We start from the raw sequence: 17,455 nt of genomic DNA on the forward strand, positions 1-17,455 counted from the left end.
CTGGTGTAAAATTTACTTCGATTTACTATATGCTAAAATCTTGTTGATGGTTTCATCTTGAGGATTTTTAGCCAGACGATCTAATTTACTTTTGATTTGATCGTAAAATAAATCGATTTCCGCGTCAGATTCAATATCAGTTTTAGGCTGAAACATACTGTGAGTTGGTAAATTTACATTGTTTTTTGATGTAGAGGTTTTTGTCATAAGCAACTAAATGTGATAAGTTTATAAACTTAACGATAGTTCAGATGCTTTATTTCGAGCCCTAAAATTTTTAATGTAACTTTTTTATTACCCTTTGTAAGTCATCTCTTTAGTTTTAAGCATTTTGCGCAGGTTGCTCAGTGCATAACGCATACGCCCAAGGGCAGTATTAATGCTTACATCTGTTAAGTCAGCTATTTCTTTAAAACTCAGATCTGCATAATGCCGCATTAAAAGCACTTCTTTTTGCTCATCAGGCAGTAAATGGATCATTTCTTTCAAATCTTTGTGGGTTTGATCGCGTAACATTTTTTCCTCTGCACTTTCGTCATAAAAGTGTAGCATATTGAATACATCCATCCCATCAGAACTCGTAATGATTGGAGTTCTTTTTTCTTTTCTGAAATAATCAATAACTAAGTTATGAGCAATACGCATTACCCAAGGCAGAAACTTGCCCTCCTCATTATATCTTCCCGAACGAAGCGTATTAATTACTTTTATAAAAGCATCTTGAAAAATATCTTCAGCTAAATATTGATCTTTTACCAATAAATAGATGGAAGTATAAATTTTACTTTTATGCCTTCTTAAAAGTTCTTGTAGCCCATTCTCATCCCCTGCAATGTATAACTTTACAAGGTCTTGGTCACTGTATGATTGTAAATTCATAGGTTTACCTACACTAAATCCCGTACTGTTTGCTAAAAATTAATTTGTAGAAGTTTAATTTCTATAGCGTCTCTCCTATGTTTTTTAGATTGTGTTAGTTTGGTTCTGAGGTTGTTAATATTCAAAGAAAGTTATTTTTTTATCAAAAAACAAAAAATAAAATGTTAAAAAATAAATTAACCGCATCAGTACCTTATTTTTGTATGTTTTAAAAACCCAACAGTATTCTATGGGTTATATTTAAAATCATAACCATACATGAGCAAAAAAGAAGCCGAAAAAGATCCGCATAAAAATATTATTATAAAAGGTGCTCGTGTGCACAACCTGAAAAACATTGATGTTTCCATACCTAAAAATAAACTGGTCGTGGTTACTGGCATGTCTGGTTCGGGAAAATCTTCTCTGGCTTTCGATACTTTATACGCAGAAGGACAACGCCGATATGTAGAAAGTTTATCTTCTTATGCCCGCCAATTTATGGGTAGGATGAATAAGCCTGATGTAGATTATATTAAAGGTATTGCTCCCGCCATTGCCATTGAACAAAAGGTAATTACTTCTAATCCTCGATCTACTGTGGGTACCTCCACAGAAATATACGATTATTTGAAACTTCTTTTTTCGAGGATCGGGAAAACGATTTCCCCAATTTCAGGAAATGAAGTAAAAAAAGATTCGGTTAGTACCGTGGTTGATTATGTGAGCGCTTTGCCTGAAGATACCACTGTAACAATATTTTGTCCTTTATACCCACATAACAATCGCACGATAAAAGAAGAACTTGCTATTTTATTGCAAAAGGGTTTTTTACGGGTACTTATTGAAGATAAAATTTTAAAAATTGAATCTGTATTAGATGATGCTGATTTCAAAGATGCCGAATTAACCGATGATAAAACGGTTCAGATTTTAATTGATAGAATAGTTGCTACCCAAGAAGAAGAAACTTTAAGCCGTTTAGCCGATTCTGTTCAAACTGCTTTTTTTGAAGGTAAGGGTGATTGTGATGTCGAAGCTAATGGTAAAACCAAGCATTTCAGCGATCGCTTCGAGCTTGACGGAATGAAGTTCGAGGAGCCAACACCAAATTTTTTCTCTTTTAATAATCCTTATGGTGCATGTAAGCGCTGTGAAGGTTATGGAAATGTAATTGGTATTGATGAAGATTTGGTCATTCCTGATAAGAGCAAAAGCGTTTTTGATAATGCAATAGCGCCATGGAGAGGAGAGAAGATGAGTGTTTGGTTGCAGAACTTTATTAAAGCTTCTCCAAAATTCGATTTTCCCATACATCGTCCTTTCAGTCAGCTAACTGAGAAAGAGCAACGTTTACTGTGGACGGGCAATAAATATTTTGCTGGCCTTGATGCTTTTTTTAAGGAGCTGGAAGAACAGACCTATAAAATTCAATACCGGGTAATGTTGTCTCGCTACCGCGGAAAAACCACTTGCCCAGAATGTAAAGGATCACGTTTGCGCAAGGATGCATCTTATGTAAAGATTGCAGAAAAATCGATTATCGATGTCGTTTTAATGCCCTTAGCAAAAGCTTTAGTTTTCTTCAACGAGTTAAAATTAAACGCTACTGATGCTAAGGTAGCTAAACGTTTGCTAGCCGAAATTGATAACCGGTTTCTGTATTTAAATAATGTTGGTTTAGGTTATTTAACCTTAAATCGCTTATCAAATACCTTATCAGGAGGAGAATCGCAAAGAATTAATTTGGCAACTTCTTTGGGAAGTAGCTTAGTCGGTTCTATTTATGTTTTGGATGAGCCAAGTATTGGTTTGCATCCACGAGATACGAATAAACTGATTGAAGTATTAATTTCCCTCAGAAACGTTGGTAATACGGTTCTAGTTGTAGAGCACGAAGAAGAAATGATGCGGGCTGCCGATTATATTATTGACATCGGTCCGGAGGCGGGAACCCACGGCGGTAACCTTGTTTTTAGCGGGAATTACGAAGAAATATTAAAAGATAAAAACAGTTTAACCGGACGCTATTTATCGGGGGTAGAAAAAATAGCCATCCCAGAAAAACGCCGGAAGTGGAAAGATCATATCCTTATTAAAGGTGCCAGAGAAAACAACCTTCAAAACATTGATGTTAAATTTCCTTTGGGTGTTTTTACTGCGGTTAGTGGAGTTTCAGGTTCGGGTAAAACCAGTTTGGTTAAAAAGATTTTATATCCTGCTTTGCAGAAAGCCATTGGAAATTATGCTGGCGAACAAACCGGAGCTTACGATGGGATTTTTGGTAATTGTGATTTGATCAGTGCCGTAGAAATGGTTGATCAAAATCCAATTGGCCGTTCAAGCCGATCTAATCCCGTAACGTATGTAAAGGCCTGGGATGATATCCGTGCTTTATTTTCTGGTTTGGCATCGGCAAAAGCAGCTGGATTAAAGCCAGCAGCATTTTCTTTCAATGTAGAAGGTGGCCGTTGCGATGTTTGCCAGGGTGAGGGTGAGGTGAAAATCGAAATGCAGTTTATGGCAGATATTTATTTGCCATGCGAGGCTTGCGGAGGAAAACGGTTTAAGCAGCAGGTTTTGGATGTAGTTTATAAAGAGAAAAATGTTTCGGAAATCTTGGATATGACCATCGATGAGGCTGTGGATTTCTTTAAAGATGAACCTAAAATTCTCAATAAGTTAAACCCTTTGGTTGATGTTGGTTTGGGTTACGTTCATTTAGGCCAATCATCTAATACCTTATCAGGTGGTGAAGCCCAGCGGATTAAACTGGCTTCATTTCTAATTAAAGGAAATAACGCCAGCAAAACACTATTCATCTTTGATGAGCCCACTACGGGTTTACACTTCCACGATATCAAAAAGCTATTAAAGGCTTTAAATACGTTGATAGAGCAGGGAAACACTATTTTGGTGATTGAGCACAATATGGATATGATTAAGTGTGCCGATTGGGTGATCGATATCGGTCCGGAAGGTGGAGATGGTGGAGGTAAAGTTGTTTTTGAGGGTATCCCTGAAGATTTGGTGAAAGAAAAGACTTCTTATACAGGAAAATATTTAGCATCGCATTTGAATTTAAATCCATAATTTCGGCAATGCTTTTTCTCACCTTTTTTATAGGCATTCTTCTCAACGCCATGGGGTATATTCCTCCTGGTAATATCAACCTCACGGTTGCGCAACTCGCCATAAATAAAGGTATGCGCCAGGTTTGGTATTTCATCCTTTCTTTCTCTTGCGTAGAGGTTTTTTTTACATTTGGAATGATGCGTTTTGCCCGCTGGGCAATGAGCGACATCAATCCTAATGAGGCCGTAAGTGAAGTAAGGTTAGGCACATTAGTAGATTGCTTTATGATTTTGATGTTTATTACCATGGGCACAATCACATGGGTAAACAGAAAAAAAGTACCTATTACCAGCAATAAAAAAGAGGACAAGCGCAGTGGCAGTGTACTTTACGGATTAATATTAGGTGTTTTAAATCCAGTACAAATTCCTTTTTGGCTATTTTTCGGCAACTATGTAATCTTGCACGAATGGATTGAGACCGATTACCTTTCGCTGATTATTTTTAGCTTAGGTTCTGGTGTGGGTTCTGCAGTAGCATTATATGTTTATGCGCATTTTGCCACTTTTATTCAGGAAAAATTTGCTCTAAGCAGTCTGATCATCAATAAATCGATAGCCATATTTTTATACGTGCTGGCCGCTTATTTGGTAATTAAACAATTAGTGGTTTTGTTATAGAGGAAACTATTTCATTGCCAAGTTAGCTGTAATGATCTTGGAGGTTCTCGGACCCCTTCAGTTTAAATTTAATTATTTAGAAATGAAAGCGCTGTTTTAATGGCGGCTTCCAGTCCCGCCAAACACTTTACTTCACTGCGTTCCGTGTTCGATTATGTCGGGTTTAAATACAACGTTGTGCATAGAACCCACCAAAATAGTTCTGAATTAAACTAAATAGCCCGGACATAACGAAAATACTTTTGATTGCTCAAAACTTTCATTACTTCACCTTAAATCGAAAGATTGCCTTCTTGCGGTAGACAGGTAGTATGGGCGGGACTACTGTAACCCATGTTTCACTGTCTTTTGCGCTGCAAAATATTGAACAAGCCGTAGAATTGGTTTTTTGAGTATAACCCGTATTTATTCCTATTTCAAAAACTCAACGTTCCAAATTTTCTCGGCTTTTCTGCCGATTAACCAAAAGGATGCTGCAAGTACCGAGAAGAACAACGCTTTATGCCAGCTATCCCAGAAGTATTCGAAATAACGGGTGTAGAGGTTAATGAATAAGAAGGTGATCCCGAATTCACGGGCAATAGCATCATGATATTTTAAGCCAAATAGGGTGCTTGCTACACAGACTATTGCCGAAATTAATGCCCAATAGAATAAGCTTAATTGCCTTACCGAATACCATTCTTCTAAGCTGGCAAAATTCCCGAAAACGGATAATGCCCAAAGTGAGACAAACAAGTAAACCATTCCGGCAATGTAAGTTGCCTGAAAGAAATGTTGTGTTTTGGGCAATGCTTTCATGATGAAAGACGCTGCAGTTAGTGCCGCTCCAAATACAACGAAGCGCAAAGGATAATTCATCCCCAGAAAATAATAATTCCAACGGCTTAAATAACCAGTTTCTGTTCCAAACCAGGCGCCTAAAGAGATTAATGCGAAAACCCAGATGAGCCGCGAATGGAAAAAGTATCCCAATCCCCCATAAATGAAAACGGATATTAAGATTAAAATTGAAAAATTTCCAGAACCATTATCCATTGCTTTTCCGAAATAGGCAATGGCATTTGCTGTAAGTAATATGGCTGAAAATACGATGGCCTCATTGCTAAACTTTAAATGAGCCACTTTCTTTTTTCTTCTAAATCCTAGCAGGTAAAGCCAGGCGGCCAGACCTCCTGAAACAATTGCAATAACAATATTCGGTGTGTTGTAAACCCTTTTAAGATAGTTGAGGATGGAATTATCTATTAATAATGAACCGAGTGCGATAAACCCGCAAGCAAGGGCAACCCAAAAAGCATACTGAGCTAAACGCAACCAATCAAAATTTTTAGCCTCATAGCTTTTGCGAAGTTTGCTGCCAGTGTCTTCAGTAATTAAGCCAGTGGTTTGCCACTGTTCAATCATATCATCTAAAAATTCACTCTTTTCTCTATCAACTTTCATAGGTTAGGTTATACACGAATATAGAAAAATAAGTCCTAAGTCAATAGTCGGAAGTTTGAAGCAAAAGAAATAATATTATAACTGATCCACTGTGCTCCAAATTAACACGCTCAATTTTAGGTTTATATTACCTCCTTAATTTTCTTATTGTTCCCCACAATCCAAATGACGTCTCCGTTATCAAATATGAAATCGGATGAAGGATTTAAAATGCGTTCACTACCCCGTTCAATGCCAACAATTAATGCTTGTGCTTTTTCCCTGATGCCAGCATTTCGAATGCTTAAGCCATACACCGGTGATTCGGTATTGACAATCACCTTCTGCAGTGTCATTTCCTTATCGGGGAAAGATTTTTCGTCTTCATGATGGGGTATATCCACATCAAGAAGTGCTTTTACTGAAGCAAGCTGATCGTCAGCTCCAATTAATAATAAATTATCATTCGGGTAAAGTCTCTCATCGCGGCCAGGCGTTGGAATGTTGTTTCTACCACGTTCAATCAGGGCAATATTTACCCCGTACTTTTCCCTAATCATTAGTTCTGAAAGCGTTTTTCCAACCACATTCGATTCCGGTGATACCTTAATTTCCGTTAAGTGGGTATCCCAAGGTAAAATATCAGGCTTTTGGTTTTCTCTCGCATTCAAATTTAGCATGAAACGTTTTTCTAACTTATTGTAGAAGGATTGAAGTTTGCGTGAAAATATGACCATCATCAACACAATTAAGGCTAATGCAATTCCAGCGGCAACCCAGGTGTCGAAAAATTCATACATCAAAAAACCGACAAAAAATATTCCGAGTGCAATTCTAAATACTTCGATGGCAATCAATGGTCCACGGGTATATTTCTTGTTTAACCACAAATGAGAATAAGCGGTTTTCTGTATCCTTCTGATTGACAATGCCCATAAGAACGGAGCCATTAGAATGAACGATGCAACTAAACTAATGATGGTAGATTTTAAACCATTAACCACGTTTTTAGCGATAAATGGTTGCACATATCGCGAAGCTAAAAAGATAACCGCAATGATAATTACCGAGTGTATAATGGTGTTAAACGCATAACTGCGCAGCAGGATTTTCCAGTCGCTTAAAGTGGTAATTCCAGCTGTACTGGAACTGTACCTTGATATCCCATCAATCCATTTCTTTGGCAAAATTCTGGTTAGGAACTGATAAAAAGGTTCTGATAATTTAATGAGGTATGGTGTTGTGAACGTAGTAATCGCCGATGCGGCTACGGCGATAGGATAGAGAAAATCGCTGGTTACTTTAAGTGTGAGGCCTAAAGTGGCAATGATAAAAGAAAACTCTCCAATTTGCGCCAAACTCATTCCGGCTTGTACCGATGTTTTGAGCGGCTGACCAGATAATAAAGCGCCTAGACTTGAGCTTAAAAACTTACCTAGAATGGTAGCCATCGTTACGATAACAATTGGCAAAGCATAATCAACCAAAATTTTTGGGTCAATGAGCATGCCTACAGATACAAAAAACACCGCTGCGAATAAATCTTTAACTGATTTTGTAAGATGCTCTATTTTCTCGGCCTGTGTTGTTTCTGCTAAAATTGAGCCCATAATAAAGGCCCCTAAAGCTGGAGAAAAGCCCACTTTAACTGCAAGCAAAACCATTACTAAGCAAAGTGCCAGTGAAACCACTAGCATCGTTTCATCATTCATTAATTTTCTGGTGGCCTTTAAAAACGTTGGAATAAGAAAGATTCCACCTAAAAACCAAAGCACCAGGAAAAAGGCAAGTTTCAAAATTGAAATGAGCATTTCGCTCCCTGCAAATTGCTGACTTACTGCTAAGGTTGATAGTAAAACCAGCAATAAAATGGCCACTAAATCTTCTACAATCAACACACCGAAAACCAAACCAGCAAACTTTTTGTGCTTTACACCGAGTTCTTCAAATGCCCTAATTATAATTGTGGTTGATGAAACAGAAAGTATACCGCCTAAAAATATACTATCCATCGTTTTCCAGCCCATTAACTTGCCTGCAGAAAAACCAATAAGCAACATAAAAACAACCTCTACAACAGCAGTAATGGAAGCCGAGCCGCCAACTTTGACCAACTTCTTGAAACTGAATTCTAATCCCAAACTAAACAGCAAGAAGATTACTCCAATTTCTCCCCAAATGTTGATGCTCTTCGTATCTGTTACTGAAGGAAAAAAATCAAGGTGTGGGCCAACCAATAGCCCCGCCAGGATGTAACCTAATACTAAGGGTTGTTTTATTTTTTTAAATATGAGCGTTGTTATTCCTGCTGCGGCAAGTATTAATCCTAAATCGGCTATTAAATCTGGTAAATGCATTGATAATGATGGTAGTTAAAATAATTTTCGAGTGTATTTACACTTGAATAAATTGGACTTTCGGTTTTGACGAATTGCCAACTTACTTACCAAAACACATGTTTTGGGTAAAGCATTTTAAACGAATACCAATAATTTTGCCTGATAGTTTGTACTATTTTTTTGGAAATAGAAAAATAGAACTTCAAAAAAATAGTAGTGAAAAATAATAGCGATAATATGCCGGTGAAATTTTGATGCTGGTAATTGTTGAGGAGATCCTTTTCAATACTTTCGTTTTCCATTGCCGTTTGCTGATGGAATTTAACCTGACCATAATAAGGCTGAAAACTTGTAGGCGTGGATTTAATTACAGCATAATCTGTTTTTATTTGTGATGCTGCACTCACAAAATGATAAGGTATACAAAAGAATATGATGATGTAAAAAAGCCTCATTGCTGCTAATATAACGAATTGAGGCTTTTTTTAGAGGATTTATTTTTTTAAATTGATGCAGATGATGCAAAAAATGCGAGTGTAGCTTCTTTGTCTTGATGAAGTTGTAACGTTAATGCTTCAAGCCCGGTAAACTTTACATCGTGGCGTAGAAATTTAAGAAAATTCATTTTGATATCCTGTCCGTAAATCTCCTGGTCGAAATCAAAGATGTTAACCTCGATATTTCTGGTCATGCCATTTATGGTGGGCCGCTGGCCGATGTAAGCCATACCTTTGAAAGTCCGAAGTCTGGAGTCCGAAGTCCGGGGTCTGCATACTGAATCTACACTTCCTTCTTCTTCAAACTCCTCACTTATTTCCACTGTTACTGCATAGATTCCATCACCAGGAATAAGTTTATAGGTTTCCTCAACAAATAGGTTTGCCGTTGGAAAGCCTATCGTTCTGCCAATTTTATCGCCTTTGATTACTCTGCCGAAAATTGAGAACGGATAACCTAAGTAATCGGCGGCTAAGCTTACATCACCAGCTAAAAGTGCCTGGCGGATTTTAGTCGAACTCACTGCAACATCGTGAATATCCTGCTCTTTAATTTCTTCTACGGTGAAACCGAAATGGATTCCGGCAGCTTTTAAGTCGGTTAAGTTGCCAGATCGGTCTTTTCCAAAGCGATGATCGTATCCAATTATAATATGTTTGGTTCCGATGTTTTCAACTAGCGTATTTTTGATGTACTCATCAGGCGTTTGATTCGAAAAGTCTCTAGTAAAAGTGGTGATAATTAAATGATCTACACCTAAACTTCTTAAGATTTCTGCTTTCTCGTTGATGGTGTTAATCATCTTCAGATCCTGATTTTCAGGATCGATAATCATTCTTGGATGCGGAAAAAAGGTTAAAATAACACTTTCACCTTTGTCGGCTTTGGCTTTGGCAACCAATTGTTTGATGATTTTTTGATGGCCGTAATGTACCCCATCAAAAGTGCCAATGGTAACTACGGCATTATCCAGTTTTTGAAAGTCTGAAAGGTTGTGGTATATTTTCAATGGGAATGTTTTATGGTTATGGGTTTTGCATGAGGGATGGAAGCGGTATACTTTTTTGTTTGCTGATATTTGATTTTTAGGATGACAATGACAGAAAAGATTTAGCGTATAGCCCGACCCCTTGCGCAGCTTGGGGTCATGCCCGAATTATTATTTATATTTTAATGTAATGCATGGCGTTTCACTACACCGCCTTTTAAATCGGCAATTTGTTGCTGAATAACGAACGCATCTGCATCGATTTGCCTGATGGCCGATTGTAATTTGCTCATTTCTAACTTCGTTACTACAGTAAAAATAATATCGAGATCTTTCTTTTCGCCATAGCCGCCTTCGCCTTTGTAAATGGTCACACCACGCTTCATATCGTTGATAATATAGGCCTTAATTTCTTCCTGGTGCTCGGAAATAATGGTGACGCCTGTGTATTGCTCCAAACCATTCACAATAAAATCGATCGTACTTGATGCAGAAAGGTAGGTCAAAATGGCGTAAAGCGCAGTTTCGATGTTGAGGAAATAAGCGGCAAACGCAAAGATAATGATGTTTAAAATCAGGATAATATTGCCCACCGTTAAAATGCTGTTTTTACTGATGTAAAGCGCCAAAACTTCTGTACCATCAATTACGCAACCGCCTCTCATAGCCAAACCAATTCCTCCGCCTAGAAACAAACCACCAAAAAATGCAATCAATAATTTATCGTGAGTAATGGGCTGGAACGGAACAATAATCAATGCTACGGCCAATGTTGCAATGGCAATGGCTGTTTTAATGGCAAAACCTTTGCCTATTTGTTTGTAGCCTAAAATTACGAATGGAATGTTGATGATGGCAATGAGGTAAGATAAATTCCATTTGGTTAAGGTGCTTACCAATAGCGAAATACCTGTAACACCTCCATCAATAAATTCGTTTGGCATTAAAAAGCTTTTCAAACCAAAACAGGCTGAAGTTACACCAGCAACGATTAAAAAGAATTCTTTTACAAATCTGGTGTTTCGGTTTTTAATGTTGTTCATAGTTGAGGTTCGGTTTTTGGCTCTTCCTTCTTACTGCGAATATAATTAACGAGTTCTGAAACCTCAAATGAATCGGAAAGCAAAAAGTTTCCACTACGTGTGCGGGTGAGTTTTGATAAATAGGCGCCATTGTTGAGCTGTTTCCCGAAATCGGAAACGAGCGAACGTATGTATGTGCCTTTACTGCAAACAATTCTGAAATCTACTTCTGGCAGTTCGATACGGGTAATTTCAAACTCAGGGACGGTAACAAAACGTTTTCGCAATTCTACTTCTTCTCCTAATCTTGCTTTTACGTATAAACGTTCGCCATTAACTTTTACCGCTGAATGTGCTGGTGGATATTGTTCTATATCGCCAATAAACGGCTTACATGCTGCATAGATTTCATCTTCAGTAATTTTGCTAATGTCGAAAGTTTCATCAACCTCCGTTTCCATATCAAAAGAAGGGGTGGTGGCACCTAAAATCATGGTACCGGTATATTCTTTTTCTTCTGCCTGAAAGGTATCTATTTGCTTGGTTAATTTGCCGGTGCATATAATCAGCAGGCCTGTTGCTAATGGATCTAGTGTGCCTGCGTGGCCAACTTTAAGTTTTAGAGGTTTTAAAGAATTACGAATTTTGCCAACCACATCAAAGGATGTCCACTTGTATGGTTTATTAATTAGAAGCAGTTCACCTTCTGCAAAATTGAAATCTCTAAACTTTGAATTTTCTGTACTCACAAATCTTTTTTTGCGCAAAGATACAGATTAAATTATTTCTAAGTTATGGCCAGTCATTAGCAGGATGATGATGATTAAACCTGCAACAATTCTATACCAGCCAAACATTTTGAAACCGTGTTTATTTAAATACCCAATAAAACTTTTAATCGCCAGAAGTGCTACAATAAAAGCAACTACGTTACCAACAATAAGTAAATTGGTTTGCTCCTGGGTAATGGTATGACCATCCTGATAAAAATCTAAAAGTTTTTTTGCGGTGGCAGCAAACATGGTTGGAACAGCTAAAAAGAATGAAAATTCTGCCGCTACTTTTCTGCTTAATTTTTGAGTCATACCACCAACAATAGTGGCTCCAGAGCGTGAAACCCCGGGTATCATGGCGATGCACTGAAAAAATCCGATTTTTAAAGCGGTTAAATAATTAATCTCTTCTTCTTCATTAATGGTTGGTTTATCGAACCACTTATCAACAAAAAGCAAAATTATACCACCCACCAAGAGTGATATACCAACTGCCATCGGACTTTCTAAAAGTTCATCTATCTTCTTACTTAGCAAAAGGCCAAAAACAGCGGCAGGGATGAAAGCAACAACAAGTTTGATGTAGAAGTTTATTGATTTGAAAAAGCGTTTGAAGTACAAAACTACAACTGATAAGATAGCCCCCAACTGAATAGCAACAGTAAATAGTTTTACGAAAGGATCGCTGGCTATCCCCATAAATGAGGAGCCGATAATCATGTGGCCTGTGCTTGATACCGGTAAAAACTCAGTTAATCCTTCAATGATGGCAAGGATAATGGCTTGAAAATAGTTCATAGGTTTTGGGTAGTGCGGAAATGTAGAAAACGCTTAATTTATTAAGCGTTTTCGTTATGGTAGTCTGTAATGAACAAATTATTTTTTTAAAATAGCGTAAATGCCGAAGGCAAAACCAAATAACACCACTAAAGGAGCAAGTAATGTTCTTCTAAAATCGTAAATGTCGCCTGTTGTGCCCATCATTAAAATGAAGCCAAGAACGACAATAGCCATACTAATTAACAATAATTGATAATTCTTTTTCGTAAAAACCAACTCGTTTTTCACATCCTTTGCAATCGGATTTGTTTTTTTCTCTAATGCCATTATCTGTAAAGGTTATAAGATTTTAAGCGTAAATATCTGCTCACTGCAAACCAGGTACTAATCCCTGTTATAAATATGCCTATAATTACTAAAGCAACAAATACAAAACCAAATTCTTTGTAGTTGTTTAAAATGATAATTTCAGGCACTTCTTTTCTGGCATATATTAAGGTAGCCAATAAAATAATGATCGCAATGAACGCTGCTATTAAACCATGTAGTGCAGCAAATAATAAGAAAGGACGTCGAATAAAATTTTTCGTTGCACCAACTAGCTGCATACTCTTAATTAAAAATCTTTGAGAATAAATAGCTAATCTTATGGTATTGTTTATCAATGCAATAGAAATTATTAAAAGTAATGCTGCAAAAGCTAAAATAATCAAGCCAATAGTATTGATATTTTTATTTACCATATCAATTAAAGAGCTTTGATAAACGACCTCTTTAACCACGGGGTTTTTTGAAATCGAGGCTTTCAACCCATCTATACTTTTGTTATTGGCATATTCTGCTTTCAAATACACATCGAAGGTTGATGTTAAAGGATTGTAGCCCAAGAAGTTTACAAAATCCTCTCCTAAATCCTGAGTAAGATTTCTGGCAGCAAGCTCCTTGTTTACATATTGGGTTTGTTTAACCGCTTTATTTGCATTCAACTCTTTTTGGAAAGCCAAAACATCCGCCTCTTTCGCACCCTCATCTACTATGATATTTAAAACTATGTTTTCTTTAACATAGTTTGATAGGTTTTTGGCATGTACAAGTACCAACCCAAGCAGTCCGAGCATTAATAAAACCAATGCAATACTAATAATAGTAGAGATGTATACGGTTTTGGTTTTCTTAGATGCGTCACTTACTTCGAATTCTTCCATGTATTTTTCTTTTGTTTTTGCGAAAATATAAATTATACCTGATAAACACCAATATAATCATCATTAACGGTATAGGCCAATATTTAGTTTAGTTAATACCTTAAAATTTTGATGATTTTTACAGTGCGGTACGAATTTTGTTAAAAGGCCGTTATCTTAATAACCCAATTAAAATTCAAATGAAAAGACAAATTACCCTGCTCGGTTTATTTATTGTATTTACCTCTGTTCTATTTTCGTGTAAGAAAGATGACGAGTCTGTTAAAGCTCGTGTTACAGGTAGATGGAGCATAGCGAAGATAGAAGTATCTGGCTACACGGCTGCTGATGCACTGGCAGATCCAAGTAAAGTTAACGGTACAATTACAGGATTAAGTGGCGACTATATGGATTTCAAAGCAGATAATGATGATCAGGTTGAACAAAGTATTAAGGGTAACAGAACCATTGGTAATTACGTTATCGTTGATAACAGGTTAAATATCTCTTTTGCTGAAGGTAATTATTATGGCACTGTTACAGCGTTGACTACAAACCAATTGCAGTTTACTGCTAAACTTGATAAAACAAACGTTGTGAAAATCTATTCTTTAACGCGATAAAAAATCTAAAATCCCCGTTTATTTGCTTGCGCCATTGGTTTTAGATCAGTGGCGCATTTTTATTTGGTGAGTTTCTTTATTCATGGTTTTTTACACTAAATAGCTTGCTTCATATCTCGTAATCGAGAAAGTATGAAGAACGCAAGTATAAAAATCAAATCCAATGATATGTGTGTTATGTGGCAAAAAGCGATAAAAATTATGTTTCACTAAACCCCTTAATTTCCGTAATTTCGCCCTTTTAAAAATTAAAACTTGCAATGGATTACCAATTCAAAGAAATAGAACAAAAGTGGCAGAAGTTTTGGGCCGACAATCAAACATTCAAAGCCGAAAATCATTCTGAGAAACCAAAATATTACGTGTTAGACATGTTTCCTTATCCATCAGGAGCTGGATTACATGTTGGTCATCCGCTGGGTTACATTGCATCAGATATTTTTTCGAGATATAAACGCCTTAAGGGCTTTAACGTTTTGCATCCAATGGGTTACGATTCATTTGGTTTGCCAGCAGAACAATATGCTATCCAAACTGGTCAGCACCCGGCTATTACAACGGAGGCAAATATTGCCACTTACCGTCGGCAGTTAGACCAAATTGGTTTTTCTTTTGATTGGAGCCGCGAAGTGCGTACCAGTGAGCCGTCTTATTATAAGTGGACGCAATGGATTTTCATGCAGTTATTCAATTCATGGTATAACATTGAAAATGATAGGGCAGAAGACATCACCACGTTGATTGAAAAATTCAATGCATCTGGCACAGCTGATGTTAAGGCGGTTTGCGATGAGGATGTGAAATCTTTCTTACCGAGTGATTGGGCTACTTTTACAGACGAGGAAAGGCAAGTCGAGTTGTTAAAATACCGTATGACTTACCTGAGAGAAAGCACCGTAAACTGGTGCCCGGCTTTAGGAACAGTTTTGGCAAATGATGAAGTGAAAGATGGTTTTTCTGAGCGTGGCGGATTTCCTGTTGAGCAAAAGAAAATGATGCAATGGAGCATGAGAATTACGGCTTACTCGGATAGGCTTTTGCAAGGTTTAGATACCATCGACTGGCCTGAACCGATTAAGGAAATGCAGCGCAACTGGATCGGAAAGAGCGTTGGTGCGAGTGTGAAGTTCCAGGTGGAAGGCAGCGATAGACAAATTGAAGTTTTCACCACTCGAGTAGATACTATTTTCGGCGTTTCCTATTTGGTATTGGCTCCAGAACACGAATGGGTTGCCGAACTAACTACGGAAACACAAAAACAAGGTATCGAGAATTATATTTCTCAAACCAAAAAGAAATCAGAATTAGACCGCATGGCGGATACAAAAACGGTTTCAGGTGCATTTACTGGTACTTATGTGATTAACCCGGTAAATGGCGAACGGGTTCAATTATGGATTGCCGATTACGTACTTGCCGGTTATGGAACGGGTGCGGTAATGGGTGTGCCAAGTGGCGATCAACGCGACTGGTTATTTGCAAAGCACTTCAGCTTGCCAATTATCCAGATTTTGGATGGTCAGCAGGATATTGAAATACAAGCTGACCCAACAAAAGAGGGGAAATATATCAATTCAGGTTTCATTAACGGGTTGACATATAAAGAAGCTGTTCCGTTTTTAAATAACTGGTTAGAAGTAGAAAAAGTGGGTAAGGCGAAAGTTAATTTCCGCCAGCGCGATGCGATTTTTGGTCGCCAACGTTATTGGGGAGAGCCAATTCCGGTTTACTTTAAAGATGGTTTGCCATACTTGATCCATGAAGAAGAACTGCCTTTGATCCTGCCGGAAATTGATAAATATCTACCTACAGAAACCGGAGAACCTCCTTTAGCCAGAGCGGAAGGTTGGAGCCCGAAGGAGGGGGGGCATTATGAATTAAGCACCATGCCGGGTTGGGCAGGAAGTAGCTGGTATTGGTACCGTTACATGGATGCCAACAACAATGCCGACTTCGCTTCAAAAGAAGCTATTGAATACTGGAAGGCTGTAGATTTGTACATTGGCGGTTCAGAACATGCAACAGGCCATTTACTATATAGTCGTTTCTGGAATAAGTTTTTGAAAGATCTGGGTTACACGAAAGAAGAAGAGCCTTTCAAAAAATTGATTAATCAGGGAATGATTCAGGGTAGAAGTAATTTTGTATACAGAATTAATGATGCCGATGGCAAGCCAACTAATACTTACGTTTCTGCGGGCCTTAGAAAAGAATATAAAACATCAGCATTGCATGTCGATGTTAACATCGTAGAAAATGATACGCTAGATTTAAATAAATTCAAAGCCTGGAGAGAAGAGTACGCTCATGCGGAATTTATTCTTGAAGGCGGAAAATATATTTGTGGTGTTGAAGTCGAAAAAATGTCTAAATCAAAATTCAACGTGGTTAATCCCGATGATTTGATTGAGCGTTATGGAGCCGATACCTTGCGTATGTATGAGATGTTTTTAGGTCCGCTGGAACAAAGTAAGCCCTGGAATACAAACGGCATTGAAGGCGTATTTAAGTTTTTGCGCAAATTCTGGAGATTGTTCCACAATGAAGCCTGGGAGTTTACTGTTTCTGATGCTGAACCGACCAAAGCCGAATTGAAATCACTTCATAAAATCATTAAGAAAGTTCAGGATGATATTGAGCGGTTCTCTTTCAATACATCTGTATCCAGTTTCATGATTGCGGTAAATGAGTTAACGGATTTAAAATGCAATAAGCGGAATATTTTACAGGATATGGTGATTATTTTGTCGCCTTATGCTCCACACATTTGCGAAGAACTTTGGATTCAATTGGGTAATAAAGCGGGCAGCTTGTCTCACACGGAATTCCCGATTTTCAATCCAAAACATTTAGTAGAGGATGAATTTGCATATCCGGTTTCTATCAATGGTAAAATGAAGATGAACCTGAATTTGAACTTAACATTAGCGCAGCCAGAAGTTGAAGCAATTTTATTAGCGGATGAGCACTTCCAGAAATTTTTAGATGGCAAAGCGCCTAAAAAAATCATTTTCGTAAAAGGAAAGATTATTAACGTGGTGGTTTAACTAAGAGGAAAGCTTGTTTGTAAAGTTTATACAGGAAAACCCTGAATTGATCTACTCAATTTAGGGTTTTTGTTTTTTAAGATTTCCGCCTACGCAGGAAGGACGACTGTTCATGTTAACATATTACTATTCATTGCCGTCTGGCTTTAGCCGACGGCCCAAA

Annotated in this window: 14 protein-coding genes; 4 read left to right on the forward strand and 10 right to left on the reverse strand. The window is 37.6% G+C overall.

The window, feature by feature from the left end; genetic code table 11:
* Positions 1 to 12: 12 nt before the first annotated feature.
* Positions 13 to 207, reverse strand: a complete 195-nt coding sequence (locus AC3ITD_RS00495; RefSeq protein WP_056851528.1) for a hypothetical protein — start codon at positions 205 to 207, stop codon at positions 13 to 15.
* 87 nt (positions 208 to 294) lie between these two features.
* The gene (locus AC3ITD_RS00500) at positions 295 to 879 is read right to left on the reverse strand and encodes an RNA polymerase sigma factor (RefSeq protein WP_056851529.1); all 585 of its coding nucleotides are present in this window, start codon (positions 877 to 879) and stop codon (positions 295 to 297) included.
* A gap of 258 nt (positions 880 to 1,137) precedes the next feature.
* On the opposite strand from AC3ITD_RS00500, the gene uvrA reads away from it, so the two are divergent.
* Both uvrA and AC3ITD_RS00510 read left to right on the forward strand, forming a co-directional pair.
* Positions 1,138 to 3,951, forward strand: a complete 2,814-nt coding sequence (uvrA, locus tag AC3ITD_RS00505) for an excinuclease ABC subunit UvrA (protein WP_489363144.1) — start codon at positions 1,138 to 1,140, stop codon at positions 3,949 to 3,951.
* An 8-nt stretch (positions 3,952 to 3,959) separates the two neighbouring features.
* Positions 3,960 to 4,613, forward strand: a complete 654-nt coding sequence (locus AC3ITD_RS00510) for a LysE family transporter (protein ID WP_489363146.1) — start codon at positions 3,960 to 3,962, stop codon at positions 4,611 to 4,613.
* A 411-nt stretch (positions 4,614 to 5,024) separates the two neighbouring features.
* On the opposite strand, the gene AC3ITD_RS00515 is transcribed toward AC3ITD_RS00510, so the two are convergent.
* The 8 genes from AC3ITD_RS00515 to AC3ITD_RS00550 form a co-directional block, all read right to left on the reverse strand.
* Positions 5,025 to 6,059 (reverse strand): DUF2157 domain-containing protein, encoded by a 1,035-nt coding sequence (locus tag AC3ITD_RS00515; RefSeq protein WP_265798072.1) that lies wholly within the window; start codon positions 6,057 to 6,059, stop codon positions 5,025 to 5,027.
* Positions 6,060 to 6,181: 122 nt separating this feature from the next.
* The gene (locus tag AC3ITD_RS00520; RefSeq protein ID WP_489363149.1) at positions 6,182 to 8,395 is read right to left on the reverse strand and encodes a monovalent cation:proton antiporter family protein; all 2,214 of its coding nucleotides are present in this window, start codon (positions 8,393 to 8,395) and stop codon (positions 6,182 to 6,184) included.
* Positions 8,396 to 8,879: 484 nt separating this feature from the next.
* Positions 8,880 to 9,884 carry a bifunctional riboflavin kinase/FAD synthetase gene (locus AC3ITD_RS00525; protein WP_489363151.1) on the reverse strand — a complete coding sequence of 335 codons (1,005 nt, stop codon included), beginning with the start codon at positions 9,882 to 9,884 and terminating at the stop codon, positions 8,880 to 8,882.
* 161 nt (positions 9,885 to 10,045) lie between these two features.
* Complete coding sequence (locus AC3ITD_RS00530) at positions 10,046 to 10,906, reverse strand: YitT family protein (protein WP_265798075.1); 861 nt, start codon at positions 10,904 to 10,906, stop codon at positions 10,046 to 10,048.
* Positions 10,903 to 11,634, reverse strand: coding sequence for a tRNA pseudouridine(55) synthase TruB (gene truB / locus AC3ITD_RS00535; RefSeq protein ID WP_489363154.1), 732 nt, complete (start codon positions 11,632 to 11,634; stop codon positions 10,903 to 10,905). Before truB ends, AC3ITD_RS00530 begins: the two co-directional genes overlap by 4 nt.
* A 27-nt stretch (positions 11,635 to 11,661) precedes the next feature.
* Complete coding sequence (locus AC3ITD_RS00540; RefSeq protein WP_489363156.1) at positions 11,662 to 12,456, reverse strand: undecaprenyl-diphosphate phosphatase; 795 nt, start codon at positions 12,454 to 12,456, stop codon at positions 11,662 to 11,664.
* Positions 12,457 to 12,534: 78 nt separating this feature from the next.
* Positions 12,535 to 12,765 carry a DUF3098 domain-containing protein gene (locus tag AC3ITD_RS00545; RefSeq protein ID WP_265798078.1) on the reverse strand — a complete coding sequence of 77 codons (231 nt, stop codon included), beginning with the start codon at positions 12,763 to 12,765 and terminating at the stop codon, positions 12,535 to 12,537.
* Positions 12,765 to 13,643, reverse strand: a complete 879-nt coding sequence (locus tag AC3ITD_RS00550) for a cell division protein FtsX (protein ID WP_265798079.1) — start codon at positions 13,641 to 13,643, stop codon at positions 12,765 to 12,767. Before AC3ITD_RS00550 ends, AC3ITD_RS00545 begins: the two co-directional genes overlap by 1 nt.
* Positions 13,644 to 13,822: 179 nt before the next feature.
* Between AC3ITD_RS00550 and AC3ITD_RS00555 the strand changes: the two genes are divergently transcribed.
* Together AC3ITD_RS00555 and leuS are read left to right on the forward strand one after the other, a co-directional pair.
* The gene (locus AC3ITD_RS00555; protein WP_489363159.1) at positions 13,823 to 14,245 is read left to right on the forward strand and encodes a lipocalin family protein; all 423 of its coding nucleotides are present in this window, start codon (positions 13,823 to 13,825) and stop codon (positions 14,243 to 14,245) included.
* 260 nt (positions 14,246 to 14,505) lie between these two features.
* Positions 14,506 to 17,292 (forward strand): leucine--tRNA ligase, encoded by a 2,787-nt coding sequence (gene leuS, locus AC3ITD_RS00560; protein WP_489363161.1) that lies wholly within the window; start codon positions 14,506 to 14,508, stop codon positions 17,290 to 17,292.
* Positions 17,293 to 17,455 lie beyond the last annotated feature (163 nt).

The sequence above is a fragment of the Pedobacter sp. KH_004 genome (genome assembly GCF_057840755.1).